This is a genomic window from Aestuariibius insulae, from assembly GCF_040783535.2.
Lineage (GTDB): Bacteria > Pseudomonadota > Alphaproteobacteria > Rhodobacterales > Rhodobacteraceae > Aestuariibius > Aestuariibius insulae.
Genome location: NZ_JBFONW020000007.1, coordinates 133,453 through 159,947 on the forward strand (window position 1 = coordinate 133,453; position 26,495 = coordinate 159,947).

22 protein-coding genes are annotated in these 26,495 nt (G+C 63.1%); 10 read left to right on the top strand and 12 right to left on the bottom strand.

What is annotated here, in order from left to right; genetic code table 11:
- The 8 genes from AAD018_RS18045 (at position 1) to AAD018_RS18080 (ending at position 9,818) form a co-directional block, all read left to right on the top strand.
- Entirely contained in the window at positions 1 to 531 is a 531-nt protein-coding gene (locus tag AAD018_RS18045) for a DUF6446 family protein (protein ID WP_367316531.1), read from the top strand.
- Entirely contained in the window at positions 524 to 2,755 is a 2,232-nt protein-coding gene (gene glyS, locus AAD018_RS18050) for a glycine--tRNA ligase subunit beta (RefSeq protein ID WP_367316532.1), read from the top strand. The genes AAD018_RS18045 and glyS overlap by 8 nt, the downstream gene beginning before the upstream one ends.
- A 76-nt stretch (positions 2,756 to 2,831) precedes the next feature.
- Positions 2,832 to 5,420 carry a putative PEP-binding protein gene (locus AAD018_RS18055; RefSeq protein WP_412005321.1) on the top strand — a complete coding sequence of 863 codons (2,589 nt, stop codon included), beginning with the start codon at positions 2,832 to 2,834 and terminating at the stop codon, positions 5,418 to 5,420.
- 135 nt (positions 5,421 to 5,555) lie between these two features.
- Positions 5,556 to 6,236 (top strand): cell wall hydrolase, encoded by a 681-nt coding sequence (locus tag AAD018_RS18060; RefSeq protein ID WP_367316533.1) that lies wholly within the window; start codon positions 5,556 to 5,558, stop codon positions 6,234 to 6,236.
- A 78-nt stretch (positions 6,237 to 6,314) separates the two neighbouring features.
- On the top strand, positions 6,315 to 7,238 hold the full coding sequence (locus AAD018_RS18065; protein ID WP_367316534.1) for a dihydroneopterin aldolase: 924 nt from the start codon (positions 6,315 to 6,317) through the stop codon (positions 7,236 to 7,238).
- 203 nt (positions 7,239 to 7,441) lie between these two features.
- The gene (gene folP / locus AAD018_RS18070) at positions 7,442 to 8,227 is read left to right on the top strand and encodes a dihydropteroate synthase (RefSeq protein WP_367316535.1); all 786 of its coding nucleotides are present in this window, start codon (positions 7,442 to 7,444) and stop codon (positions 8,225 to 8,227) included.
- Positions 8,228 to 8,260: 33 nt separating this feature from the next.
- The gene (gene glmM / locus AAD018_RS18075) at positions 8,261 to 9,604 is read left to right on the top strand and encodes a phosphoglucosamine mutase (RefSeq protein WP_367316536.1); all 1,344 of its coding nucleotides are present in this window, start codon (positions 8,261 to 8,263) and stop codon (positions 9,602 to 9,604) included.
- 61 nt (positions 9,605 to 9,665) lie between these two features.
- The gene (locus tag AAD018_RS18080; RefSeq protein ID WP_367316537.1) at positions 9,666 to 9,818 is read left to right on the top strand and encodes a hypothetical protein; all 153 of its coding nucleotides are present in this window, start codon (positions 9,666 to 9,668) and stop codon (positions 9,816 to 9,818) included.
- Positions 9,819 to 9,926: 108 nt separating this feature from the next.
- Here the strand turns inward: AAD018_RS18080 and AAD018_RS18085 are convergent, their stop codons facing one another.
- From AAD018_RS18085 to AAD018_RS18105, 5 genes are all read right to left on the bottom strand, one after another.
- On the bottom strand, positions 9,927 to 10,754 hold the full coding sequence (locus AAD018_RS18085; RefSeq protein ID WP_367316538.1) for a sulfotransferase family 2 domain-containing protein: 828 nt from the start codon (positions 10,752 to 10,754) through the stop codon (positions 9,927 to 9,929).
- A 52-nt stretch (positions 10,755 to 10,806) separates the two neighbouring features.
- Entirely contained in the window at positions 10,807 to 11,829 is a 1,023-nt protein-coding gene (ilvC, locus tag AAD018_RS18090) for a ketol-acid reductoisomerase (protein WP_367316539.1), read from the bottom strand.
- A gap of 77 nt (positions 11,830 to 11,906) precedes the next feature.
- The gene (locus AAD018_RS18095; RefSeq protein ID WP_367316540.1) at positions 11,907 to 12,332 is read right to left on the bottom strand and encodes an HAD-IA family hydrolase; all 426 of its coding nucleotides are present in this window, start codon (positions 12,330 to 12,332) and stop codon (positions 11,907 to 11,909) included.
- A 3-nt stretch (positions 12,333 to 12,335) separates the two neighbouring features.
- Positions 12,336 to 13,520 carry an FAD-dependent monooxygenase gene (locus tag AAD018_RS18100; RefSeq protein WP_367316541.1) on the bottom strand — a complete coding sequence of 395 codons (1,185 nt, stop codon included), beginning with the start codon at positions 13,518 to 13,520 and terminating at the stop codon, positions 12,336 to 12,338.
- 41 nt (positions 13,521 to 13,561) lie between these two features.
- Positions 13,562 to 14,206: a pyrimidine 5'-nucleotidase gene (locus tag AAD018_RS18105; protein ID WP_367316542.1), complete on the bottom strand. Its 645-nt coding sequence runs from the start codon at positions 14,204 to 14,206 to the stop codon at positions 13,562 to 13,564.
- Between the two features lie 99 nt (positions 14,207 to 14,305).
- On the opposite strand from AAD018_RS18105, the gene AAD018_RS18110 reads away from it, so the two are divergent.
- Complete coding sequence (locus tag AAD018_RS18110; protein WP_367316543.1) at positions 14,306 to 14,959, top strand: GntR family transcriptional regulator; 654 nt, start codon at positions 14,306 to 14,308, stop codon at positions 14,957 to 14,959.
- Here AAD018_RS18110 and AAD018_RS18115 read toward each other — a convergent pair.
- Together AAD018_RS18115 and carA are read right to left on the bottom strand one after the other, a co-directional pair.
- A complete protein-coding gene (locus tag AAD018_RS18115; RefSeq protein WP_367316544.1) occupies positions 14,913 to 16,814 on the bottom strand; it encodes a glycosyltransferase family 2 protein in 1,902 nt (633 codons plus the stop codon). The two genes, AAD018_RS18110 and AAD018_RS18115, sit on opposite strands and share 47 nt — an antisense overlap.
- 62 nt (positions 16,815 to 16,876) lie before the next feature.
- A complete protein-coding gene (gene carA / locus AAD018_RS18120; protein WP_367316545.1) occupies positions 16,877 to 18,043 on the bottom strand; it encodes a glutamine-hydrolyzing carbamoyl-phosphate synthase small subunit in 1,167 nt (388 codons plus the stop codon).
- Between the two features lie 149 nt (positions 18,044 to 18,192).
- Here carA and AAD018_RS18125 point away from each other — a divergent pair, with 149 nt between their 5' ends.
- Entirely contained in the window at positions 18,193 to 18,660 is a 468-nt protein-coding gene (locus AAD018_RS18125; protein ID WP_367316546.1) for a GatB/YqeY domain-containing protein, read from the top strand.
- A 9-nt stretch (positions 18,661 to 18,669) separates the two neighbouring features.
- Here the strand turns inward: AAD018_RS18125 and AAD018_RS18130 are convergent, their stop codons facing one another.
- The 5 genes from AAD018_RS18130 to AAD018_RS18150 all read right to left on the bottom strand — a co-directional run bounded on the left by AAD018_RS18130 (position 18,670) and on the right by AAD018_RS18150 (position 26,490).
- A complete protein-coding gene (locus tag AAD018_RS18130) occupies positions 18,670 to 19,593 on the bottom strand; it encodes a hypothetical protein (RefSeq protein WP_367316547.1) in 924 nt (307 codons plus the stop codon).
- Positions 19,594 to 19,595: 2 nt separating this feature from the next.
- Positions 19,596 to 20,102, bottom strand: coding sequence for a DUF2244 domain-containing protein (locus AAD018_RS18135; RefSeq protein ID WP_367316548.1), 507 nt, complete (start codon positions 20,100 to 20,102; stop codon positions 19,596 to 19,598).
- Positions 20,103 to 20,199: 97 nt separating this feature from the next.
- Positions 20,200 to 21,873, bottom strand: coding sequence for a cytochrome c oxidase subunit I (gene ctaD, locus AAD018_RS18140; protein WP_367316549.1), 1,674 nt, complete (start codon positions 21,871 to 21,873; stop codon positions 20,200 to 20,202).
- A 340-nt stretch (positions 21,874 to 22,213) separates the two neighbouring features.
- The gene (locus AAD018_RS18145; RefSeq protein WP_367316550.1) at positions 22,214 to 25,354 is read right to left on the bottom strand and encodes an efflux RND transporter permease subunit; all 3,141 of its coding nucleotides are present in this window, start codon (positions 25,352 to 25,354) and stop codon (positions 22,214 to 22,216) included.
- Complete coding sequence (locus AAD018_RS18150; RefSeq protein ID WP_367316551.1) at positions 25,342 to 26,490, bottom strand: efflux RND transporter periplasmic adaptor subunit; 1,149 nt, start codon at positions 26,488 to 26,490, stop codon at positions 25,342 to 25,344. The genes AAD018_RS18145 and AAD018_RS18150 overlap by 13 nt, the downstream gene beginning before the upstream one ends.
- Positions 26,491 to 26,495: the final 5 nt, after the last annotated feature.

The following is a 26,495-nucleotide window of genomic DNA, read 5'->3' on the forward strand; positions in this document are numbered from 1 at the left end:
TTGTTTATCTTGATCAGTGCTTTGGCGGCCGGGGCCGGGCTCTATTATTTTCAGGTCTACGCCTTCTACGAAGAGGTGCCGGAGGGGCGGGTGGAGCTGACCTCTGTCGTGAGCGGCCTGCCGGAGCCGATCCTCTTCGAGGATTATGAGGGGATCGATGCCGAGAGCTCTCCGCTGCGCTATCGCGATTGCTTCACGACGGGTCAGAGCCAGGCGATGCTGACCGAAACCTATCTGGTTTACGATGGCGCGGAGCCGCGGGTCGCGCCGGGTTGGTTCGAGTGCTTCGACGCCGATGCGATCGGGGCCGCTTTGCAGGGCGGAGAGGCGATTGCCTTTCTCGGGGTTGAGAACGTGACCTACGGGATCGACCGCGTCGTGGCCGTTTACCCCGATGGGCGCGGCTATTCCTGGCATCAGATCAATGCCTGCGGAGAGGTTGTGTTCGACGGCAATCCGGTGCCGGAGGACTGCCCGCCGATCCCTGAAGGCGGGCTGGGCGGGGCAGCCGAAGGAGGCGTGGATGGCTGATCTTCTGATCGAACTCTTCTCCGAAGAGATCCCCGCCCGGATGCAGGGCAAGGCAGCGCAGGATCTGAAAAAGCTGGTCACCGACGGGTTGGTCGAGGCGGGGCTGACCTATGCCAGCGCGGGCGCGTTTTCGACGCCGCGGCGGCTGACGTTGTCGGTCGAAGGGCTGACGGAGCGCTCTCCGGATCGGCGTGAAGAGCGAAAGGGGCCCAAGGTCGGGGCTCCCGATAAGGCAGTGGAGGGGTTTCTGCGGTCAACGGGTCTGACGCGCGACCAGTTGGAAGAGCGCGATGCGGGAAAGGGCGCCGTCTATTTCGCCGTGATGGAAATCCCCGGACGTCCGGCCCTTCAGATCGTGGCAGAGGTCCTTGAGGCTGCGGTGCGTAGCTTTCCCTGGCCGACCTCAATGCGGTGGGGCGACGGGTCACTGCGTTGGGTTCGGCCTTTGCAGTCGATCCTGTGCCTGCTGACGCACGAGCAAGGGGCGGAGGTCGTCCCGCTCGAGATCGACGGGATCGCCTCCGGAGATGTGACGCAGGGGCATCGCTTCATGGCGCCCGCACCGTTTTCAGTCACGTCTTTCGAGGATTATGCGGCAAAGCTGAAGCGGGCCTTCGTCGTGCTCGATCCGGCGGAGCGGGCGGAGGCGATCTGGAACGACGCGACCAATGCCGCTTTCGCGCAGGGGCTTGAAATCGTTGAGGATCGCGGGCTTCTGGCCGAGGTTGCGGGGCTGGTGGAATGGCCGGTCGTGCTGATGGGCGGGATTGGAGAGGATTTCCTCGATCTGCCGCCCGAGGTTCTTCAAACCAGCATGCGTGAGCATCAGAAGTTCTTCTCGGTGCGCAACTCCAAGACGGGGCGGATTGAGAAATTCGTGACGGTCGCCAATATCGAGACCGCCGATGACGGGGCGACGACCCTGGCGGGCAACCAGAAGGTGCTGGCCGCGCGTCTGGCAGATGCCAAGTTCTTTTGGGAGAACGATCTGCGCACGATCGAGCGGATCGGGATGGAGGGGATGGCCAAGCCGCTCGCCGATGTGACGTTCCATGCCAAGCTGGGCTCGCAGGCGGATCGGGTGGCCCGGATCGAGGCGCTCGCGCGCGAGATCGCTCCGATGGTCGGGGCGGATGCCGATCTGGCAGCGGAAGCGGCCCGGATCTGCAAGGCCGATCTGGCCTCCGAGATGGTCTATGAGTTCCCGGAACTGCAGGGGATCATGGGGCGGTATTATGCCAATGCAGCAGGCCATGATAATGCCGTCGCGGCAGCCTGCGAGGAGCATTACGCTCCGCTGGGGCCGTCCGATGACGTGCCGACTGCGCCTGTTTCGGTGGCGGTGGCGCTGGCTGACAAGATCGACACGCTGACGGGGTTCTGGGCGATTGACGAGAAGCCGACAGGGTCTAAGGATCCTTATGCGCTGAGGCGGGCGGCGTTGGGGGTGGTGCGAATTATTCTCGAGAATAATGCGGATTGCGGTCTCGATAAGTGCTTAGTGCTATCTGTTTGGATTGATTTCCGACAGAGACAGGTAAATCCAAACATGGCCGACGTTATGGAGAAATTTGAGCTCCCCACAAGTTTATCGGAAGCGAAAGCAATCGACTCCAGCATCGGGGCGCTGGTCGAAAAGCACTATGGGATACGTGACGAGAAAATATGGCCCCGGATCTCGCGTGCCATTGAGAACACCAAAAGTTTGATGTCGTTCATCCATGACCGCCTGAAGGTCCATCTCCGCTCCGAAGGCATCCGGCATGACGTCATCGATGCCTGCATCGCTATGCCGGGGAATGACGACCTCACTCTCCTCGTAAAACGAGCGGAGGCTTTGCAGGCGGTTTTGCAGACGGAGGATGGTGAGAACCTCGTGCAGGGATTCAAGCGGGCGAACAACATTTTGACGCAGGCGGAAGAGGCCGACGGGGTTGAGTACTCCTACGGCGCGGATCCCAAATTTGCCGAGGCCGAGGAAGAGAAGGCGCTTTTTGCCGCACTCAATCTGGCGGAGAAGGATATCGCTCCGGCGCTTGAGGCGCAGGATTTTCCGACGGCGATGGCGGCGATGGCGGCGTTGCGGGCTCCGATCGATGCCTTTTTTGAGGCGGTCAAGATCAATGCCGACAATCAGGCTGTGCGTCGCAACCGCCTGAACCTTCTGAACCGCATCCGGACGCTGTGCACATCTGTTGCCGACCTCTCACGCCTTGAGGGTTAGACGCAGCGTCCGACCAAGGTGTGCTTGATGACGCGCGGGTAACCCCTATGCTGCATCAGCAGGAGAATTCGCCGCGGTGCAGAAACATACGACATTCAACGCGATAACGCTCATCACGCCGACCGCGAGCATGACGGCGGAGGTGTTTGGCGGGCGTGCGAAATGTCTCCAGCGGCTGATTCGGCTTGATATGCCGGTTCCAACTACCGTCGCGCTGAGCTTTGACACCGTCCGGGGCATCGCGCAGGGGCGGATGCCAGATATCGATGCGGTGCTCGAGCCTTTCGGGCCAACGCCTCTTGTATCTGTGAGGCCTTCCTCGCTCGATCCCGATTGGGGCGGGCCCGGTGCGGTTCTGAATATCGGAATGAACGATGCGCGTTGCGCAGCGCTGGCGGACGAGATCGGCCTGGCCTCTGCGATCAGCCTTTATCTGCGGTTCATCCAGTCCTTTGCGATCAATGTCGCCCGTCTGGATCCCGAGCCGTTCGAGCTGCCGGATGATGCGGATGAGGCTAGCCTTGCCGCGATGCTGGCCGCCTATGAGGCGGAAACGAACGAGCCATTCCCGCAGGATCCGGCGCGGCAGCTTGGCGAGGTTCTGCGGTTCATGGCGCGGGCCTGGGATGGCACAACGGCGCGGATCTTGAGGGAAGCGAAGGGTGCCCCTGCGGATGCGGGGCTTGGCCTTGTCGTTCAGGAGATGGCCCTTGGCGTTGGCGCGCCCGAAAGCGGCGCGGGCGTGATCCAGTTCGCCTCAGAAGTGACCGGCGCGCCAGAGGTGAAGGGACGGTATCTAAGCCAGAGCCAAGGCAGGGATGCACTGGCGCAGGAAGGTGCGATCTATCTGACGCGCGATCCGCGCGGGCCGTCATTAGAAGAGCTTTGCCCCGAGATCTATGCGGATCTGATCCGGATCGGCGCGCTGGCGCGGGAGCGGTTGCGCGAAGAAATGCAGGTGGAGTTCACCATCGAGAGCGGTGTTCTCCATGTCCTCGATGCGGTGCGTTTGCCCCGCTCCAGCCGGGCGGCCGTTCGGATTGCTGTCGCTTTGGGAGAGCAGGGCGTGATCCCGAGGGAGGAGGCGGTTCTCAGGATCGCGCCCAATACGCTGAATGATTTGTTGCACCGGCAGGTTGCGCCTGATGCGGCGCGGGAGGTGATGGCGAGTGGGATCGCGGCCAGCCCGGGTGCGGCGAGCGGGCAGCTCGTCTTTTCGGCCTCGGAGGCTCAGGCGGCAGCGGCACGTGGAGAGCAGAGCATCCTTGTTCGCCGCGAGACGACGCCCGAAGACATTCGCGGAATGCATGCGGCGTCGGGCGTTGTCACCGCGCGCGGAGGGATCACGAGCCATGCTGCTGTGATCGGTCGCGGGCTGGGCCTGCCTTGCGTTGTCGGCGTATCGAACCTGACAATCGACACGCGCAAGCGAACGATCCGGGCCGGCAGCCGCGTTCTGGGCGCGGGCGAGATCGTGACGGTTGATGGCCATACGGGCGATGTCCTGATCGGGCAGCCTGGCACAATCGAGCCGGCGCTCGACGATGCGTTCCGGACCCTGCTGTCCTGGGCGGACGATCTGCGCGATATCGGGGTGCGCGCGAATGCCGACACGCCGGACGACGCGCAGACAGCCCGCGATTTCTCGGCCGAGGGGATCGGGCTTTGCCGCACGGAACATATGTTCTTTGACGGAGAACGGCTGACCGTGATGCGCGAGATGATCTTTGCGCAGCGAGATGACGACCGGGCTGCGGCGCTCGACCGGCTTTTGCCGATGCAGCGCGCCGATTTTACCCGACTGTTCGAGATTATGGAGGGGCTACCCGTTTGCATTCGCCTTTTCGATCCGCCGCTCCACGAGTTCCTTCCGAGCGACCGCGCAGGGCTGCGCGATTTGGCTGAAGCGCTCGACCAGCCCTTGTCGGACGTGATGGAACGTGCGGAGCGGATGTCGGAATACAATCCAATGCTGGGGATGCGGGGCGTGCGGCTCGGGATCACCGTGCCTGAAATCTATGACATGCAAGCCCGCGCGATCTTTGAAGCTGCGATCGGTCTGTCCGAGAAAACGGGCGGCGAGTTCGTGCCCGATATCATGCTTCCGCTGGTCAGCGCCCAGCGGGAGGTCGAGATCGTTCGCGCGCGGATCGATTCGGTGGCTGCCGCTGTGCAGACGGAGACCGGCCGCGAGGTCACCTATCGGTTGGGGGTGATGGTCGAGACACCGCGCGCCGCGCTGCGCGCCGGAGACATCGCGGAGAATACCGCCTTTCTGAGCTTTGGCACCAACGACATGACGCAGATGACCTATGGCCTGTCGCGGGACGATGCCGGGCGGTTCATGTCGGAATATGTCAAACAGGGGGTCTATCGTGAGGACCCGTTCCACACGCTTGATCTTGAAGGTGTAGGCGAGCTTTTGACGATCGCCGCAGAGCGTGGCCGGACCGCCCGCAACGATCTGGTCCTTGCGATTTGCGGCGAACATGGAGCCGATCAGGCGACAATCGCCTTCTGCCGGTCGCATGGTTTCGACTATGTGTCCTGCTCTCCGTTTCGGGTGCCCGGTGCGCGACTTTCCGCTGCCCGGCTCGCTGTTGCGGGACGTATGGGGTTGACAGAGCCTCCGGCAAAACCCGGAAAGATTCTTATTTATCAGTGATGTGAGAACGTAGCCTCATTGTTCCATGGGTGCGACGTCCTGCACCATTCCATCGGGTTTACGTTAGGGACACCTTTCCATAGATAGCCCCCTGATCGCGGAAATAGGGGTCCGCCGAGGAAGGGATAGCTGCTGATGATCGTCAAGACTTTCGGGTTTCGTGCTGTTGCTGTGGTCTGTGCTTTTGCTGTTTGCGGAGTGGCTCAGGCCAGCGAATTGATGAGTGCCCGCTTGGGCGCGTTGCTTGGATCTGATCTGGCGTCGATCGAACCTGCTCCTGCATCCGACGCCATGGTGTTCAGTGCCCCCGTCGTAGTGACAGAAGCTTCCATCGCGCTGGACGTGGATGAAAGCGAGATCGAGTATAACCGCTCATTTCTGGCCGAGCTTCCCGAAGCCGATGGCGGACAGCAGTGGGAATGCCTGTCTGAGGCGCTTTACTTCGAAGCGCGGGGCGAAAGCGTTTCCGGCATCTTTGCCGTGGCTGAGGTCATCATGAACCGGGTGGAAAGCGCGCGCTATCCCGATACGGTCTGCGAGGTAGTGAATCAGGGAACAGGCCGAAAGTATGCCTGCCAGTTCAGCTATACCTGCGACGGGATTGCGGAAGTGATAAACGAGCCGCGTGCTTATGCGCGGGTCGGGAAAGTCGCTCGTTTACTTCTGGACGGGGCGCCGCGTCAGCTGACGCAGGGGGCGACCCATTACCATACGAAGGCCGTTAATCCGAACTGGGCTTCTGTGTTCCCCAAAACGGCCGCGATCGGCGCGCACTACTTCTATCGCGAGATCACCCGGACGGCGGCCTCCAGCTAGGGGATGCGCCTCTTGTCGTCGGGAGGCTGACTGGGGTAAGGCGGCAGCTGGGGCCATCCAGGCCTGTGGCTGTCGATCATGACCGACGATATTCATCTGGCCTTTGCCCATCCCGCGGAACGCGCGGCTGCGACCTCAGAGACGCTGCGCGACAGGATTTCGCTCAGGGATCACACTGTCAGTGTGGAGATCGGTGCCTTTCAGGCCGAGCGCGGCACGACCCAGCGTATTCGCTTCAATGTCGTCGTCGAGGTTCGCCCGCTAGACGGTCCGATCGAGGACGATGTGGACCGGATTCTGAGCTACGACCGTGTCACCGAAGCGATTGCCACAGAGATCGGTGCGGAGCGGATCAATCTTCTTGAAACTCTGGCTGAGCGGGTCGCAGAGCGCATCCTGCTTGAGCCGCAGGCGGTGCGGACATTCGTTCGTATTGAGAAGCTGGATCGGGGTCCAGGAGCGCTTGGCGTCGAGATTGTGCGCACGCGGCGCGACGGTTTGCGTGTGGTCAGCCCGGCAGACACTGCAGTGCTTCACCCGCGTGTCGTCCTGCTGGCCAACGAGGCGGTGCAGTCCGGGCAGCTTTCGAATTGGCTCGATGCGTTGGAGCGCTCGGGCGTGCCGACCATTCTGACTGTCTGCCCGCCCCAGACCGATGCTCCGCAGACGCCGGTGAAGATGGTACAGCGTCGCATTGATCTTCTGTCGCTGGAGCAGGCCTGCTGGGTTCTGGCGGGCCGGGATCCGCGATGCGTTGTGGTGGAGACCGCGACAGAGCTGGATTGGGGCATGAGGAACGGGCAGATCAGTGTCTGGGCACCGTCCAAGCTGGTCCTGGATGCGGTTGATACAGTGCCTCCCGGCCCGGAGGATCCCGTGGTATTGGCGGGCTGGTTTGCCGGACAAATGGCGGCGGCCGAGCTTGTCTGCGTTGGAGTGGCAGCGGGTCCGGCGGAGTGTCCCGTCCGGGAGGTTTCAGTCGCGGCTGATAGCCTGTTGTGACACGGGACTACTATCGCCCTATTGCGCGGACCGATGTCGCGCGCCCGAATGATGCATTTCCACTGGCCGGGGGATGGGCCTGGTTCACGGAGCTAGAGGTTCTGTCGCGGGATGCTGCACCCAGGATCGTTCCGGCTCGGGATTTTGAGGCACGCGAGTTAGCGCGTCTAACCGAACCGCGCATCTCATGCGTTGGCCTACAGATGGACCAGCCACGCCTGATGGGGGTTGTGAACGCCACCCCGGACAGCTTTTCGGATGGAGGACAGCATCTGGGCGAGGCTGCGATTACCCATGGATTAGCGCTGATGAAGGAAGGCGCCGATCTTCTGGATATCGGAGGGGAAAGCACACGTCCCGGAGCGGAGCCTGTCCCTGAAGACGAGGAATCGCGCCGTGTGCTGCCTGTTGTGGAGGCGCTTGCTGCCCATGCGCCCGTTTCGGTCGACACCCGCAAGGCAGGCGTCGCGCGAGGGGCTTTGGCAAAAGGGGCGACGCTGATCAACGATGTTTCCGCCCTGACCTATGACAAGGCGATGGCCTCTGTGATCGCTGGGGCGGAGGCGCCAGTTTGCCTAATGCATTCGGCAGGTGATCCGAAGACGATGCAGGACGATCCGACTTACGAGGATGTCCTCCTTGATGTCTATGACGCTTTGGCCGACCGGGTTGATGCAGCACAGATTGCTGGAATTGCTCGTTCGCGGATCGTTGTCGATCCCGGGATCGGGTTCGGCAAAACGGAGGCCCATAACCTTGCCCTGCTGAAGCGTCTGTCACTGTTTCATGGTCTGGGATGTCCGATCCTTTTGGGTGTGTCCCGCAAAGGGTTCATAGGCCGGATCGGAGGCGAGCCCGTTCCCGACCGGCGGGTTCCCGGATCGGTTGCGGTGGCGCTGCATGGGATCCGGCAAGGGGTGCAGATCACCCGGGTTCATGATATGGCTGCAACCCGGCAGGCAATGGCTCTACAACTGGCTCTATTCTGACAGAGGCCGGACGGAGCGAGAGGAGAGCATTCCATGGACCGTAAATTGTTCGGAACGGACGGAGTCCGGGGCAAGGCTAACGTTCACCCCATGACCGCAGAGATCGCCATGCGCCTGGGCGCGGCGGCGGGCCGGTATTTCCGCAGGGACGGCAAACATGGTCATCGGGTCGTCATCGGCAAGGATACCCGGCTGTCGGGATACATGTTCGAGAACGCGCTGACCGCTGGGCTGACCTCAACAGGTATGAATGTTCTGCTATTGGGACCGGTGCCGACACCGGCGGTCGGGCTGATTACGCCTTCGATGCGCGCAGATCTCGGCATCATGATCTCGGCCAGCCACAACCCGCATCATGACAACGGTATCAAATTCTTCGGTCCCGATGGCTTCAAACTGTCTGACGAGGCCGAAGCAGAGATCGAGGCGCTCGTGGAGAACGGCACCGAGCCGGCAGGAGCAGGAAATATCGGGCGGGCCAAGCGGATCGATGACGGACGGTTTCGCTATCAGGAGCGAGTAAAATCAACCTTCCCGACCGGAATGCGCCTGGATGGGATGAAGGTCGTTGTCGATTGCGCGAATGGCGCGGCATACAAGACCGCGCCGGAGGTCCTTTGGGAATTGGGAGCAGAGGTTATCCCGCTCGGAACGTCGCCCGATGGCACGAATATCAACGATGGGTGCGGATCAACAGCGCCGCAAACGGCGGCTGAGGCCGTCGTCTCTCACGGGGCCGATGTCGGGCTATGCCTTGATGGGGATGCGGACCGGATCATCCTGATCGACGAGCAGGGCCGGATTGCGGACGGCGATCAAATCATGGCCCTGATGGCGCGGCGATGGGCGGAGGACGACAAGCTAAAGGATGGCACGCTGGTTGCGACCATCATGTCGAACCTGGGGCTCGAGCGGTTCCTGACGGACGCGGGAATGCGGCTTGAGCGGACCAAGGTCGGAGACCGGTATGTCGTCGAGGCCATGCGCCGGGGCGGCTGGAACCTTGGCGGGGAGCAGTCAGGCCATATCGTGATGACTGATTTCGCGACAACCGGCGACGGCCTGATCGCAGGCCTCCAGTTTTTGGCCGAGATGGTCCGAAGTGGGCGCAAGGCGAGCGAGCTTGCCACTGTCTTCACCCCAGTGCCGCAGCTTTTACGGAACGTGCGTTACGAGACCGGGCAGGATCCGCTGGGACTGAAGACCGTGCAGGACAAGATTACCGATGCGGAGGCACAGCTGAACGGTCATGGCCGTCTGGTCATACGCAAATCCGGGACCGAGCCGTTGATCCGTGTGATGGGCGAGGCAGACGATTCGGATCTGCTTGAAGAAGTGGTTGGCGGAATTGTCGCGGAGGTCGAAGCGGCGATCTGAGGAACCTTCTGTCGGTCTTTGCGGTTAGCGGCGTACTGGGAACGAAAAACAGGAGATTGGCATGGACAGCTTTCCGTTAATTGCCGTTCTTGCGCTTGTTACGTTCGGAGCTGTCATCGTTTTTGCCTTGCGCAGCAAGTCAAAGACGGAGGATCGACTTGAAGATCCTACGACATCCCCTTCGGCACTTGCCGAGAGCAACGCAGACAAGTGAGCGCGCTCGAACGAGCTCCAAAATAGCCCCGAACTCTAAGGAAATTGGAGTTTGGGGCTTTTCTTTGGGCACTCAGCGAGGTGCGCGCGGCACGCCCCTTTGTCTGCCCTAGTCGATCACAAGATCATTCAGATTGCCCTTGGCCCGCTCTGCCTTACAGATCGTGAGCAATCGTTTGTCGGCCTGGACATAGGGCTGACAGAAGCGTTCAAGCTCTGGCGTCCGGGAAAAGCGTCCCTGATGGGTCTTGTTCACGCCGTCGCCGAGATCTGCGGGGTCGAACCCGGTCTGGGCCAGAAAGAGATCGTTGAACTCCTGAACCTGACCGACGAAGCGAAACTTGCGCAGACGCTTTCGAATGGCCTCGTTCGGAAGCTGCGAGAGGGCGGCGATCGACAGGATATCCTTACGGATGCAATCCATGACCATGCCGGTTTGCATGTTCAATAGGAATTGCGCCTTTGTCAGATCGTCCAGGTGAAAGAACCGGCGCATCGAGTCTACGTCGTGGCAATCAGCGCTCTTGAGCTGTTCGAGAAGCGTCAGATGCGCTTTGGGGAGCTGTCTGAGTTCTTGCCGCCGATCCCTATGATTGTAGCGATCCATCCAGTTCATGTGCGACACGAGCCGGTCGACAGGGTCCCGCAGGATCGTGAAGAGATCGAACCGCTGTCGCACCCCGGCAATCGAAAGGGTATGGAAGGACGCATGGGCGCTTATGAAATCGGCGGCTATGGGATCAGCTGTTCCGGTCGATATCGATTTGACCAGATGCCCTTCGATAAAGGGCGCGCAGTTTTCCGCCCCATATCTTTCTTCGAAACAAGCGACAACGAAAGAGCCTGCGGTCTTGGGCAGGTGCAGGAAACAGATACCTCGATCCCGCGTCTTGGGGCGGACGACATTGTCCATTTCCAACGGGTTATGTGTTCCCATGAAAGGGGATCCCTGCCGGCGACGTCTTGTTAGAGCCGCCGCCGGCTTGTCCTTAGTTCTTGTCCTGATCCACAAGCTTGCCCGCAGAGATCCAAGGCATCATGCCCCGGAGTTTCTTGCCGACTTCCTCGATCTGGTGCTCGTCATTCATGCGGCGCGTGCCTTTGAAGAACGGTTGGCCCACAGCATTTTCGGCCATGAAGTCGCGCACGAAGGCGCCGCGCTGGATATCGGTGAGGATATCTTTCATGCGGGCCTTGGTCTCGTCGTAGGGCAAAACGCGGGGGCCAGAGACGTATTCACCGTATTCGGCGGTGTTCGAGATCGAGTAGTTCATGTTTGCGATACCGCCTTCGTAAATCAGGTCGACGATCAGCTTCACCTCGTGGAGACATTCGAAATAAGCCATCTCAGGGGCGTAGCCCGCCTCGACCAGGGTTTCGAAGCCGCAGCGGATCAGCTCGACCAGACCGCCGCAGAGCACGGCCTGTTCGCCGAAGAGGTCGGTTTCGCATTCCTCACGGAAGTTCGTCTCGATGATGCCCGAGCGTCCGCCGCCGATGGCTGAGCAGTAGGAGAGGCCCAGTTCGAGCGCTTTGCCTGACGCATCGGTATCAACTGCTACAAGGCAAGGAACGCCGCCGCCCTTGGTATATTCGCCTCGGACGGTGTGGCCAGGGCCCTTGGGCGCCATCATGATAACGTCGATGCCCTCTTTCGGCTCGATCAGTCCGAAATGGACATTTAGGCCATGCGCAAAGGCAATAGCGGCGCCTTCGCGGATATTGTCGTGAACATATTTGCGATAGGTTTCAGCCTGCAATTCGTCGGGCATGGTGAACATGATGAGATCACACCAAGCAGCGGCTTCGGCGATGCCCATGACCTTGAGACCTTCGCCTTCGGCCTTCTTGGCGGAGGCAGAGCCCTCGCGGAGAGCAACGACGAGGTTCTTTGCACCGCTGTCGCGCAGGTTCAGCGCATGCGCGTGGCCTTGAGAGCCGTAGCCCAGGATCGCGACCTTCTTGTCCTTGATCAGATTCACATCGCAGTCGCGATCATAGTAAACGCGCATTTCGGTCCCTCTCCTGTGCCCAGATATCAAGCGTCCGGGGACTTCTAGCGGTTTTGCTTAGGGATGCAATCGGCGCGTCACAGCTTGAGCGAGCGTTTCAAGGCGTCACGGGCCAAAGAAGAGTAGCGAAAGCCGCGCCATCCAGCGGCGGCTGCGGCGTTGATATTCGCGCCTTTGTCGTCGATCAGAAGGATCGAACCGGGGAGGGTGCCGAGTTCCGAGGCAACATGATCGTAGAAGGCGGGGTCGGCTTTCGTCAGATCCGTGCCTGCGGAGGTCAGAACCAGATCGATGGCGGGCCAATCGCCGAGATGGGTCTGGATCTCGCGCATTCGGTCAGGCGGGGCGTTGGTCAGGGCGATTTGCCTGAGCCCTTGAGACGACAGCGTCTCGGCCCAGTCGAGTAGAGCTTCATCGAAATCGAGCGTGCCTTCTATGGGGCAAAGCACACCGTGAATGTCCCATGCGACGACTTTCAGGTCGACCTTCGGAAAAAGGCCCATTCGCTAGCTGCCCAGCCCGAGGCGCATCAGGCCCCGGCGGATCGGTGCGATGTCATGCAGCGCGCGCATCCCCAGCGACCGGGCGGCCTTGATCGGAGCGGTATCGGCCATGGAGACTCGGTTCAGCATGTCGATCCCAGCCACGCGCAGGCGCGTCTCAAGCCGCCGGGCCCGATCGTAGCCTGCGAGCATGGCCTGTGTCCCGAGCTTGTCCGGAGCTTCGCGGATCAGATCCCGAAGCATCGCGATATCGGCAAGGCTCATGTTGAGCCCTTGCGCGCCGATGGGTGGCACCGCGTGGGCAGCTTCGGCGATCAGGGCCGTGCGTTCGCCGATGAAGCTGCGGGCGATCTGGTTCGTCATGGGCCAGCCGGTCGGCTTCGAGACCAGCGTGAGCGGTCCGAAATAGCTGTTGCTGCGTTCGGTCGCTTCCTGCTCGAACGCCGTTTCGTCCAAGGCGAGAAGGCGGTCGGCTTCGTCGTCGGTTTCCATCCAAACGATCGCAGAGCAGGACTGACCATCTCGGTTGGGAAGAGGGACGAGTGTGAAGGGTCCGCCAGAGCGGTGGATCTCGGTCGAGACATTCCCGTGCGGTTTGGGATGCGTCACCGCAAAACTAAGCGCCTTTTGCGGATAGCTGGTCTTGCGCAGACCGATCCCGAGCGCCTCGCGCACCGGCGAGCCTTTTCCATCTGCGCCGATCAAAAGACGCGCACGCACCTGCGTGCCATCGGTCAGACGGATGCGGGCCTCGCTTTCGCGGGTGAGGATGTCGGCGGTACCGACGCCGGAGCGGAATTCGGTGTTCTCCATCTCCTCGATCAGGGCGAGCGCTTCGCGGCGGGTCAGCCAGTTCGGTAGGTTCCAAGCGAAGGGCCGGTCAGAGATATCTGCGGCGTCGAAGTCGCGGATCGCAGAGCTGCCGCCCAGATCGGCGATGCGCATCACCTGAAGAGGCGTCGCCTCATCCTCGAGCCGAGGCCAGAGCCCGATTTCGTCCAGCAGATCGCGAGCGGGCTGAAGAAACGCGGTTGTCCGAAGATCGGCTCCTTCGGTCTGCTCGTCGGTGACCGGCGGGGCAGGGTCCACGCACAGCACATTGAGCCCCTCGCGTCCGAAGGCGATGGTAGCGATAAGGCCGGCGATGCCGCCGCCGGAGATGAGGATATCGGTCTGTTCCACTGTCATATCCTCGAAGATAGGGGGACGGGCGGGTCGGGCAAAGCCTCTCAGACAAGTTGCGACAAGAAGCCCGGCAGATCGTCCGTGTGGTGGTGGATATGCGGCTGCTCGTCAGCCTCTGGTGCGACATGCACCGTGCGCAGTCCAAAGTCGTGAGCGGTTTGCAGGTTGCGGGTATCGTCCTCGAACATGGCCGATTGTGCGGGTGTCACTTTGTCTGCGTCGAAGACAAGCCGGAACGCCTCGCGCTCGGGTTTGGGGCGGTAGGCGGCATCCTCGACGCCGTAGATCGCTTCGAAGAGATTATCGAGCCCGCGCGCGGCCAGAACGCGGCGGGCATAGGCACCGTCTCCGTTCGTGAAAACGATGCGGCGTCCAGGCAAGGCGTCGATGGCCCGGCGCAGGTCCGGATCGGGCGTCAGGACGGAAAGGTCGATGTCGTGGACGTCGGCGAGGAAGGCGTCGGGCTCGACCTTGTGCTCGGCCATGAGACCGGCCAGCGTGGTTCCATAGGTCTGCCAGTAGCTTTTGCGGATCTCGTTGGCGGTCTCTCGCGGCAGATCGAGCGTTCGGACAATCCAGTTGGCCATCCGGTCCTCGATCTGATCGAAGAGCCGTGCATCCGGCGAATAGAGGGTGTTGTCGAGATCGAAGACCCAATGGCGGATCGGCTTGAACTGGTCACGCGGCATGGCGGGACGCTACTGCGAGAACCTGCTCGCGGCAATCGGGGATATGCGGCGACCGATCTGGAGGTTAGGATGGTCCAGCCTCAAGAGGAGGGGTGCGTGATGGCCGAGCATAAAGCGCCGCTGAAGGATGCTTATGATCTGATATTGGAGGCGATCGACGTGGGCGTTTATCGCCCGGGAGATCGGCTGGTCGAAAGCGAGCTTGCCGACCGGTTCGGGGTCTCCCGAACGCCTATTCGCGAAGCATTGCAGCGTCTTGAGACGCAGTCGCTTTTGACCCGGGATGGGCGGTCCTTGATGGTGGCGTCGCTCGATCACACGCAGCTTGCGGAGCTTTATGTCGTGCGCGGAGAGCTGGAAGGGCTGGCCGCGCGGCTCGCCGCGGTTCATGCGACGCCGGAGGAGATTTCGGTGCTGCGTGACATGGCGGCCGCCGACAGGGCGCTGGCGGATGATCCCAAAGCGCTCAGCCGCGCGAACCGGCGGTTCCATAAGCAGATCCATCTGGCTTCGCATAACCGGTTTCTGGTGCAACAGCTTGATCTGGTTCACCGATCGATGGCTTTGCTGGCCACGACATCGCTGGCCGCCGAGGGCCGCAGTGCGGGCACTCTGGCCGAGCATGACGAGATCGTGGATGCGATCGCGGCACGGGATTCAGGCAGGGCCTACAAGGCCCTCCGCGATCATATCTCGAACGCCTATATCACACGTCTGAAGCTGGATGCTCAGGCGGTGGAAGCGGCGGAGTAGCCTCCCCGAGCAGCAAGCCATGGGCGGTCTTGTCCCAGTAGAAGGGGTTGCGCGTCAGCTCCCACAGGCCTTTGTAGGAGGCGAGTGCGGCAAGCGGGAAGTAGAGGTGCAATGTCGGAATCCAAGGCATAAGCCCCCTGTGGCGCGTTTGCCGGACGGCGAGAATGCCGGCTGCGATGTTGATGGCTTCTGTCAAAAGGAGAAAGCCTACCATCGTCCAGAGTGCCGGCGGCGCCAGGATCGTCGTCAGCGGATGGGGCAGGCCAAACGCAATTAGCCAAAATGACCAGAGCAGCGGTGCCAGAACGAACTGGCTGAGCGTGCCGAGAAACAGCACTTGCATGCCGAAGAACCGCCAGGGCCCCAGTTCACGCCAGAGCGTGCGCGGCCGTCGCATATGGACGGCGTAGGTGATCGCATAGCCCTTGAGCCAGCGGGACCGCTGTTTGATCCACGGCCATATCCGTCCATTCGCTTCTTCCTCGGTTGTCGTCGCGATCAGCTCGGTCCGGTAGCCGCGCCGGGCGAGGCGCATGCCGAGATCGGCATCTTCGGTAACGTTATGCGCGTCCCAGCCGCCGAGTTCCTCGAGCACGTCGCGGCGGAAAAACAGCGTCGTGCAGCCGAGCGGGATCGGCAGATCCATCCGCTCGAGCCCCGGAAGGACAAGGCGGAACCAGGTGGCGTATTCGATGGTGAAGCAGCGGGTCAGCCAGTTGGCATGGGGATTGTAGTAATCGAGCACGCCTTGCAGGCACGCCACCTCGGACGGTGAGGTGGCGAAGCGTGCGACGACCCGGCGCAACTGGTCCGAGGCGGGAGCATCTTCGGCGTCGTAGACTCCGACGATGCTGCCTCGGCAGAAGTCGAGCGTGTAGTTGAGCGCACGCGGCTTTGTCTGAAGCGCTCCTGCGGGGACCACGATGGGACGGATCCATGGAGGGAGGTGGGTCTTGGCCAGCGTCTTTTGGGTTGTGAGGTCGTTCTCCTCAAGCGCGAGATGAATATCGAGGAACTCTCGCGGATAATCGATGTCCTGAAGGCGGGCGAGAAGATGTTCCGCGATCTGGGTTTCCTTGAACAGAGGCACGATGATCGAGACGACCGGGACACGGTGCGGAACGGCGACCGGGATGTCGGGCGCCTGCCGGGGGTCGTGGCGGAGATGGGTGATGGCGGCGGCGGCCTTGACGCCCATCGTCAGCGCGAGGGTGAAGAGTGCCCAGATCGTCAGCACCAGTACGGTCATGACAGGCGCAGCGATCAGACCGGTCCCCAGAAGGAGGATTGCGACGACCAAGACAGCAAGCGCGTGACGAGAGCGCCATGTCCTGCAGCTGTCGTCCACCGCGACACGGGTTTCGGCCCGGTCGCGCAGGCTGTCCCCGGCCAGATGCTGGATCGCCGCACGCAAAGCGCCGGGCGTTGCAAGGGCCATGCGAACGGTGCCGAAGATCTTCTCGAGCTCTTCGCGGTGGCGTGGAAATTCTTCGGGCCGAGCGGTAAGGACGACCATTGCCCCGCCAATCCGCCGCCAGGGCAGAAGCTGAGTGCGCGCGGCCCGGTGGGGGCCGTACATCATGAGATAGGCGGATTGCGGAGGTTCGGCCTGAGGATCGATCAGCGGCACGCCAAACTGACCGGAGATTGCACCGGCGACCGCATCCTCGCTCGCCACGCCCGAGACGCAGACGAGATCGGCAAGCGGCTGCCCCGTCTCGGCTTGCCGTCGTTTAAGGACCGCCATCAGTTCGGATGAGCAGATACCGGCATCGATCAGCCGGTCTTCCAGTGACGCGAACGCCTGCAAGGACCGAATGTCGGGACTACGGACGACGCTTATACCGGTTTTCATAAACCGATCCTTCAGCCAAACGTCCCAAGGCGAGACGCTGGAGGATCTTGTTTAAGAAAACGTTAAGCGGGGGTCTGCATCCGGTCTTTGATAGCCTCGGCGAACCGCTCGAAGAGGTAATAGCTGTCCTGGGGACCCGGACTGGCTTCGGGGTGGTATTGCACCGAGAAGACAGGGCGGTCCTTCAGGCGGATGCCGCAGTTCGAGCCGTCAAAGAGCGAGACATGGGTCTCCGCAACATTCTCGGGCAAGGTTTGGCTATCGACAGTGAAGCCATGATTCATCGATGTGATTTCGACCTTGCCGGTCTCCATGTCCTTGACGGGATGGTTTGCGCCATGGTGGCCGTGGTTCATCTTGATCGTCCGTGCGCCCAAAGCGAGCGCAAGGATCTGATGGCCCAGACAGATGCCGAAGACGGGAAGGTTGGTCTTTAATACCTCCTGTATCATCGGCACGGCATATTCACCGGTTGCCGCGGGATCTCCGGGGCCATTGGACAAAAAGACGCCGTCGGGGTTCTGGGCGAGCACGTCTTCGGCGGTCGCGGTTGCGGGCATGACGGTGACGTCGCAGCCCGCCGATGCCAGACAGCGCAGGATGTTGCGTTTGGCGCCGTAGTCGATCGCGACGACCTTGGGGCCTCCGGGGGCCTTTTCCGTATGGCCTTCGGGCCAGGCCCAGCGCATCTCGTTCCAGCGATAGGACTGGGCGCAAGTGACGCCTTTCGCCAGATCCATACCTTCGAGGCCGTTAAAGGCGCGGGCCTTTGCCACAAGGGCCTCGACGTCGAAATTACCCTCAGGATCATGGGCGAGCGCGACGTGGGGCGCGCCTTGCTGGCGGATCGCTCGGGTCAGGCGGCGGGTGTCGACGCCGCCCATGCCGATGCGGCCGCGCGCGGCGAGCCAGTCGGGCAGGCGGCCCATGGCGCGCCAGTTGGAGGGCTCGGTCGGGTCCCATTTGACGATCATACCCTCGGCCACGGGATCGGCGGTCTCGTCATCCTCGGGCGTGATGCCGGTATTGCCGATATGCGGGAAGGTGAAGGTCACGACCTGTCCGGCATAGGAGGGATCGGTCATGATCTCCTGATAACCGGTCATGGCGGTGTTGAAACAGAGCTCCGCGACGGTCTGGGCGGTCGCGCCAAAGCCCTTGCCGTAAAAGAGCGTACCATCGGCCAGCGCGAGGCAGGCGGTGGGCCGTCCGGGGGTGGGATCAGGCATCGCGGTCTCCGGGCTAGGGGCAAACGATGCGGTCTTACGCAGGGCGCGGGTCCGGGTCAATGGCCGGACGACGCGAGGTCGGTTCTTGTCACTCCGGTTCCGCGGGGCTAGCGTGCAGACCTTCCACACATGACCGGATGGACCACCGAATGGATATGAAGACGCGGATCACTGCGGGCCTCAAAGAGGCGATGCGCGCTAAGGAAACAGAGCGACTGGCGACGCTGCGCCTGATCTCGGCAGCGATCAAGGATCGCGAGATTGCGCTCAGGGCCGATGCCGGTGAGGGCGAGGTGCCGACGCTCGAGGATGCGGGCGTGCTGGCCATTCTGGGCAAGATGGTCAAGCAGCGGCAGGAAAGCGCGCGGGCCTATGAGGAAGGCGGGCGGCTGGAGCTGGCCGAGAAGGAGCGCGCGGAGATCCGGATCATCGAGGACTATCTGCCCAAGCAGCTGGACGATGACGAGATTGCCGCCGCTGTGGACAAGGCGATTGCCGAGACGGGCGCGAGTTCGATCCGCGATATGGGTAAGGTGATGGCAGCGTTGAAAGCGAAATACACGGGCCGCATGGATTTCGGGAAGGTCGGACCTATGGTGAAGGACCGCCTGAGCTGAAAAGGCGCGTCAGAAGGGCGGGAATTTGGTCCTGATCTCGTCGAGCTGATCGGGATCAGTGATCTCGAACCGGTTTGCAAAGCGCTGTTTGAACTCGGTTCGGCCGCGACGCGCGCCGAAATTTTCCCCATGATTCAAAAGGTATAGCACCGCCGGATCATCAAGCGGTCTCAGCGGGCGGCCTGAAAGGGCCGCCAGATGCGGGAACATGCGGTGCTCGTGGCTGAGCGCCGCGGCCAGGAAGGCGAGCTCCGTTTTCATCCCGTGCCGCAGATCGTAGCGAAAAGCGGCGGAGCTACCGCAGAGTTTCCAGAACGCCTTTTGGCCCGGCTGAGAGACGCTTTGCGGGCGGGCGAGGGCGATACGGTCTTCGCCGATATCGGCGACGTAGCCTTGCGTGACGAGATGTCCGCCCGATGTCTTGCGCTGGGCCATGTTCGCCAGTTGCCCGTCTGCGAGCAGATCATCGGCATCGAAGCTCATGGCAAAGCCCTGGGGGTCGTCGTCGCGCAGTTCGGTCATCGCCTTGGCGAGCGTGCGCAACTTGGCCCATTTGTCGTTGCCCTCGACCGCATCGCGAAAGGGCGTGTAGCGCAGGTGGCTCGACCAGGGGAGGGGCGGACGCTCCTGGCAGCAGACGAAGGCGGTCCAGCGCCTGTACTCCTGGCGCTTGAAGCTTTCGACCGTGCGGGTCAGGCGGCGGGTCACCGCATCCCAGTCGCCGACATCGCCCGGGCCGACGAGGGGGATGAGGATTGCGAAATGCGGCTCTTTCGGTTTGCCGGGCAGGCGCCCCAGCATGCGCAGCTTGAGCGCGGCCTTTTCGGCCGGATGCAGTTTGCGGCGGGTCAGAAGCCAGTTCGACCCCAGCGTGCCGGCGCCCCATTCCAGCAGGCGGCGGCGGGTCTTGGACGTCGCGGGGGCCTGGGCCATGTTCAGGTGCGCACGGCGTCGAGACGCTGCTTCAGCTCGCTGTAGAGGGCGGCGCGTTCGTCGGGCATGAGGAAGGCGCCGAGTTCGACCTCGCGGCCCGCGCCGCGCAGGGTGACGTAGTTTTCGACCGGACCGTCCTTATGGTCGAGCGCGATCTGGACCCAGTGCGGATTGGCGTCCCAGTGTTGGTCGGGACCGCGCGGATTGTGGCGGTCGATGCGGATCTCGTCGGGCGTGAGGTGAAGTTCTTCGAGGATCTCGCCGTCCCGGTAGGACCGTTCGAGCGCGTACCAGACAGCGCCCAAGGCGATCAGAAAGAAGGGCAGCAGCCCCCAGAGGATCGGAGATCCCAGAACGACGATCAGCGGGAGCGAAATCAGGACTGCCGTGGCACCGATAAAGAGAACCATGTCCCGACGGGGCAGGGATCGGTATGGCCAGCAATGCAGTTCGATTTCTGCGGGTCTGTCGCCCGATTGATTCGCTGTGTCGATCCACTCGTAAGGCATGTCGGTTAAGATACCCCTAACATCTCATCGATAAAACGCGGCGGAAGCAAAAAGGGGTCCCGGTTTCCCGGAACCCCTTGTCATCGGTTGGCCCCGGTCAGTGGGCGTGGGTCTTGTCCCAGTCCTCGCGCTTGGGAAGGATCTCGAACGTATGCTCGGGCGGAGGCGAGGGCAGGGTCCATTCCAGCGTGTCCGCATATTCGTTCCACGGGTTCGCTTCGGCCGTGCGGGCCCCTCTCAGCAGCGTGTAGAAGACCACGCCGATGAAGAAGAGGAAGGACGCAAAGCTCAGGAACGCGCCCCAAGAGGAGACGTAGTTCCAGAAGGCGAAGGCTTCTGGGTAGTCGATATAGCGGCGCGGCATCCCCTGACGGCCCAGGAAGTGCTGGGGGAAGAAGGTGATATTCGCGCCGATGAACATAGCCCAGAAGTGGATCTTTCCGGCCCATTCCGGCAGCATTTTCCCGGTCATCTTGGGGAAGTAGAAGTAGATCCCTGCGAAGATTCCGAAGACCGCTCCGAGGCTCATCACGTAGTGGAAGTGGGCCACGACGTAGTAGGTGTCATGGTAGACGCGGTCGATGCCCGCTTGGCTGAGAACGATGCCGGTCACGCCGCCCACGGTGAAGAGGAAGAGGAAGCCGAAGGCCCAGAGCATGGGCGTCTTGAACTCGACCGAGCCGCCCCACATCGTCGCGATCCAGCTGAAGATCTTAACGCCGGTGGGCACCGCGATGACCATGGTCGCCAGCATGAAATAGCTCTGCTGGGTCAGGGACATGCCAACCGTGTACATATGGTGCGCCCAGACGACGAAGCCCAGAACACCGATTGCGACCATGGCGTAGACCATCGGGAGATAGCCGAAGATCGGCTTTCTGGAGAAAGTCGCGATGACGTGGCTGATGATGCCGAAGGCGGGCAGGATGATGATGTAGACTTCCGGGTGCCCGAAGAACCAGAGGATGTGCTGGTAGAGGATCGGGTCGCCGCCGCCCGCAGGCTGGAAGAAGGTCGTGCCGAAGTTCCGGTCTGTCAGCAGCATCGTGATCGCCCCAGCAAGCACCGGCAGGGCCAACAAAATAAGCCATGCGGTCACGAAGATCGACCACGCAAAGAGCGGCACCTTGTGCAGCGTCATGCCCGGCGCGCGCATGTTCAGGAAGGTCGTGATGATGTTGATCGCGCCCAGGATCGAGGATGCGCCCGAGACGTGGACGGCGAAGATCGCGAGGTCCATCGACATCCCGGCTTCAGAGGTTGAGAGCGGTGGGTAGAGGACCCAGCCAACGCCCGATCCGAGTTGGCCGTTGCCGCCCGGGGACAGCATGGAAGCGACGCCGAGGGTGGAGCCCGCAACGAAGAGCCAGAAGCTGAGATTATTCAGACGGGGGAACGCCATATCCGGCGCGCCGATCTGCAAGGGCATGAAATAGTTGCCAAATCCGCCGAAGAGGGCGGGGATCACGACGAAGAACATCATCAGGACGCCGTGATAGGTGATCATCACGTTCCAGATGTGGCCGTTCGGTGTGCAATCCTCGAGCGCCTGCGGAAGGAAATGCATGCCTTCCATGCACATGTACTGGACGCCCGGATGCATGAGCTCCATCCGCATATAGACGGTGAAGGCGACCGAGATGAACCCGAGAACTCCGGAGACCCAGAGATAGAGGATGCCGATATCCTTATGATTTGTCGACATAAACCAGCGAGTGAAGAACCCGCGGTCGTCCTCGTGGTCATGGCCGTGTACGGCGGCGTCTGCCATGGGGCGCTCCTTGAACTGTAGCTTTTTGTGCGCCGGAGCCGGATCGCGCCCGGACGGCTTTCGAGAGGGTTCTAGTCCTCCTGATCGGAGCGGGCAAGCGTCCGAAGGTCCCAAACGGTGGGTAAGATTGGCGCAGCGGGCGCGGCGGAGCGCGAACCAAGGGATATTCGGGTTAACGAGGCTGAGCGACGCGAAACGGGCCTTTCGGTATCCGGTCGGTATCACGTCGGTATTTGGTCGGTGAGTCGCGGGCACGGTTCGGTGTTAACGGACCGGGCGCTCATGCTTCGCGCAACGGCAATGGATAATCCCTTCTGCGAGGACAGGATTGTTTCGCGCTCTATTCGGCAGCCTCCAGAAGCATCGGGCGGAGCGGGGACTGCGGGCGAGCGACCTCCCGCGGGGCGGCGCGGGCTGTCTTGCGGGTGTAGACCAGACGGAAGGCTGGCGGGGTGAAGTAAAAGCTGACGACGGTCGAGAGCAACACCCCTCCGGCGACGGCCATGGCGAAGGGTGGCCAGAAGCCGCCTCCGGCGAGGATCAGGGGCAGGAAGCCACCGAAGGTGGTGATCGTGGTCGAGACGATGTGGCGGGAGGAGCCCATGACGACCTCGGCCATCGCATCGGGATCGCCGGTGGCGGCGGCCTCGTCCTCCTGCAGGGCGGTCATGATGATGAGAGCGGCGTTGATCGATACGCCGATGGAGCCGATGAGCCCGATGATTGCGTTGATCCCGAACGGGTAATCGAAGATCGCGAGCGCCAGCATCGACAGGCCCGCTGCAAGGCCCGAAACCACTAGGGCGACACCGGCCAGACGGAAGCTGCGGAAAGTCATCACGACGACCGCGATCGAGAGCGTGACGATCAGGCCGAGCGAGGCGAGCAGGTTGTTGAGCGTCGAGGAGCGGGCATCGGCGTCGCCGCCGATTTCGAGCCGGATCTCGGGGGGCAGGGTGAAGCCGCTTTGGGCGATTGTCGCCTGGATGTCCGAGAGCGCCTCTTCGGGGAGGACGCCGCGCAGCAGGAACGCCTGAACCGTGTTGGCGCGTTCGGCGTTGCGGCGGGTGATGACGCCTTCGCCGGGGACAAGGCGGATCTCGGCGATGGCCGAAAGCGGTAGAGCGGGCAGAGACCCGTCGAGGACAGGCGCGGGTGGCAGGATCGGCATATCGCGGATCGCGGCAGGATCGGAGCGCAGGGCGTCGCCGAAGCGGACGCGGACGGGTAGCTCTTCGGTCCCTTCGATCATCGTGCCGCCTGTGCTGCCGACAAGCGCCGCCTCGAGCTGTCGGGCGACTTGTCCCAGATCGAGACCGGCGAGGCGGGCGCGGGCTTCATCTACGTCGACGGTCAGCTTCGGAGCGCCTTCGGTGATCGAGGCGCGGGCCAGCGTGACGACGGGGGAGGCGGCGGCAAGGCGGCGGAGCTCTTCTCCGGTCTGGCGCAGGGTATCGATGTCGTCGCCGACCAGCCGCAGCTCGACCGGGGCGTTGACGGGCGGGCCCTGGACGAGGCCGCGCACGAGGACCTGCGCCTCGGGGGCGATGGTTGGGAGGGTGCGTTGCAGATGCGGCAGGACGGCCTCGGTCGCCTCAGCGCTTTGGGTCCGGATGAGCGCCTGGGCATAGCGCGGGGCCGCGTCGCGTCCGCCAGTGATGTTGTAGTAGAAGGCGGGAGCGGAGCGGCCGAGGGTCCAGGTGATGCTTTCGATCTCGGGCGTGCCGCGCAATTCGGCATCAAGACGGGCAACGACGGCTTGGGTCCGGTCGATGCCGGTGCCGGGGGGCAGGTCGACCTCAATATGGAACTGGTCGCGATCGACGCCCGGGAAGAACTGGGCCGTCAGAAGCGGCAAGGACAGAAAGCCCATGATGGGCAGAACCAGCGCGAGGGCGATGGAGCGGACCGGGTTGCGGCCGGACCAGCGCAACGAGGCGGCGAAGAGGCGGCCCACAGCGCCGGACGGAATGCCGGTAGCGCTCCAGCCGGTGGCGGAGCCTTCGGGCAGGCTCCAGCCCGCGACGGCGGGTGTAATGGTGACGGCGACGACGAAGGACCAGAGCAGCATGATAACAACGGCGAGCGCGATGGAGCCGACGAAATCGCCCGCGCCGCCCGGCAAGAGGATCATCGGCACGAAGCTGAGCGCGGTCGTCGCGGTCGACGCAAAGAGCGGCATTGCAAGGCGCGAGACCGCGCCTGAGACGGCGCGCGCCCGGTCGAGCCCCCTGCGTAGGCGGCGGCCGACCTCGTCGGTCATGACGATCCCGGCATCGACCAGCAGGCCAAGCGCCACGATCAGGCCGGTGACGGACATCTGGTGAATGGGCAGGCCGATCAGGTTCATCGTGGCCAGCGTCGCCAGAGAGACGACCGGCAGGACCATGGCGACGATGAGTGCGGCCCGCAGACCGAGTGTGACGAGCAAGACGGCGACGACAAGGGCGACACCGATGGCCATGTTCGTGCCGACCTCAGCCAAGCGGTCGGCGGTATAGGTGGATTGATCGAAGATCAGCTGCACGTCGAGGCCGCCGGGGGCGGTGCTGATGAAGCTGCCGACCTCCCCGCGGATCTGCGCGGCCCAGATGTCGACCTGAAGACCGGATTCGAGGCTGGCGGCCACGAGTATGGCGGGACGCCCGTTATGGAGCGCGGCCTCGGCCAGAGGGGTTCTGGGACCACGCGTGATCTCGGCCACATCGCCGAGCCGCAGGGTCAGACCGTCCGCGCCGTCGCGCAGGACGATGCCGCGGAGCCGGTCCAAGGTTTCGATCTCGCCCGAGACCTCGATCACGATATCCTCGCCCGCACCGGTGACGCGGCCTGCGCTGACCTTGGCGTCGGCCTGCCGGACGGCCTGGGCCACGGTATCGGCGGTCAGACCCAGGGCGGCAGCACGAGAGGTCTCCAACGTGACGAGGATTTCCTCTTCGGGTTGGCCGAAGACCTCGACCAGCTTGGTGCCGGGGACGTTGCGCAGCTTTTCAGAGAGCGCATCGCCGTAGCGGGCGGCCAGCGTCATCGGAACGTCGTCATGGCGTGCGGAAAGGGCCACGATGGCGCTGAAGGCGCTGACGCCGTCGGCATCAAGCTCGGGATCGAGCGCACCCGGTGGCAAGAGGACGGCCGTATCTGAGAGTTTGTCGCGGATCTCGGCCCAGATCTGTTCGATCCGGTTTTCGGGGGTGGTTTCGACCAGCTCCACGGAGATGATGGACATGCCGGTCGTCGAGGTGGAATTGATGACATCGACCTCGGCAACCTCGCGCAGGACGTCCTCGATCTCGGCGGTGACGAGGGTTTCGACGCGGCCCGGCTCGGCGCCGGGATAGGGTGTCGTGACGGTGGCGAATAGATTGGTGATCGTGGGATCTTCCTGCCGCCCGATGGCCAGCAGGGCCGAGGCGCCTGCGGCGATGATGACGAGAAGGGCGAGGGCGACGATGCGGGGTTGGCGGAAGGTCAGCGCGCCCATGCCAAAGCCTCCTCGGCGGTGACGGGCTGGCCGGGGACGACGCGATGGGTGCCGCCGGTGATGAATTCGGTGCCGTCCGTGAAGGTGCCGCGGACGAAGGCGCGGGCGCCTTGGACGTGGAGGATTTCGGCGGCTTCGGTCGCGACGGCGCCGTCTTCGACGGTGAGCAGGATCCAGGTGCCGCGCGGGCCCTGGCGCAGGGCCGAGAGGGGGATCCAGGCGCCGGTGGCCTCGATACGCTGGGTGAGGGCGACCTCTCCGGTCGCGCGGGACGGCGGGGCGGGGCCGTCGACGTCAAAGAGCGCGGTGCGGGCGCGGGTCATCGTGTCGAGCTCGGGGGAGAGATGGGCGAGAGTCGCGGTGCGGGTGCCGGTGCCGAGCGTGATCTCGACGGGATCGCCCAGGGTCAGCGCCTCGGCCAGGGCGGGGTCGAGCCCGGCGCGGAAGCGCGGAGCGCCGTCCTGGAGGAGCGTGGCGACAGGGCTTCCGGGGGCGGCGATGGTGCCTGCATCGACAAGGCGCGCACCGATGGTGCCGGTGAAGGGAGCGGTCAGGACGGATTTGCCGAGATTGACTTGGGTCGAGGTGAGAGCCGCGTCGATCTCGGCGATGCCGGCCTCGAGCTGGGCGAGGGCGAGGGAGGTGTCGTCGACGCGCTGATCGGAGGCGTGGCCCCGCTCGCGCAGCTCGGCCTGGCGGGCGTTGGTGCGGCGGGCGAGTTCGGCCTGCGCCTCAAGCCCCGCGCGCTGGGCGGTGAGGCGTTTGGCCTCGGCCTCCAGAAGGCGGGTGTCGAGGCGGGCGATTGGCTGATTTTGCGTGACCGTGTCGCCATCGCGGATCAGTACCTCGGCAATGGTGCCAGCGCGTTCGAAGGCGAGCGCGGTCTCTTGCCGCGCCTCGAACTGGCCCGAGAAGCGGCGAGTGACCTCGTAATGGTCTGTCATCTCGATGGGGCGCGTGGCGACGGGGGTGACAGCGGCCGGTTCTGGGCCGGTCACGGCGGCGGAGCGCTGGGCCAGGACGCTTCGTCCGGCGAGGATCAGAGCGGCGGAGATGGCGATGATGCCAAGGGTGAGGCCAAGTCTGCCGGTGGTCCGCGCGGCGCGCCGCCAGAGGGAGGATCGGGGGTCGGACATCGGGT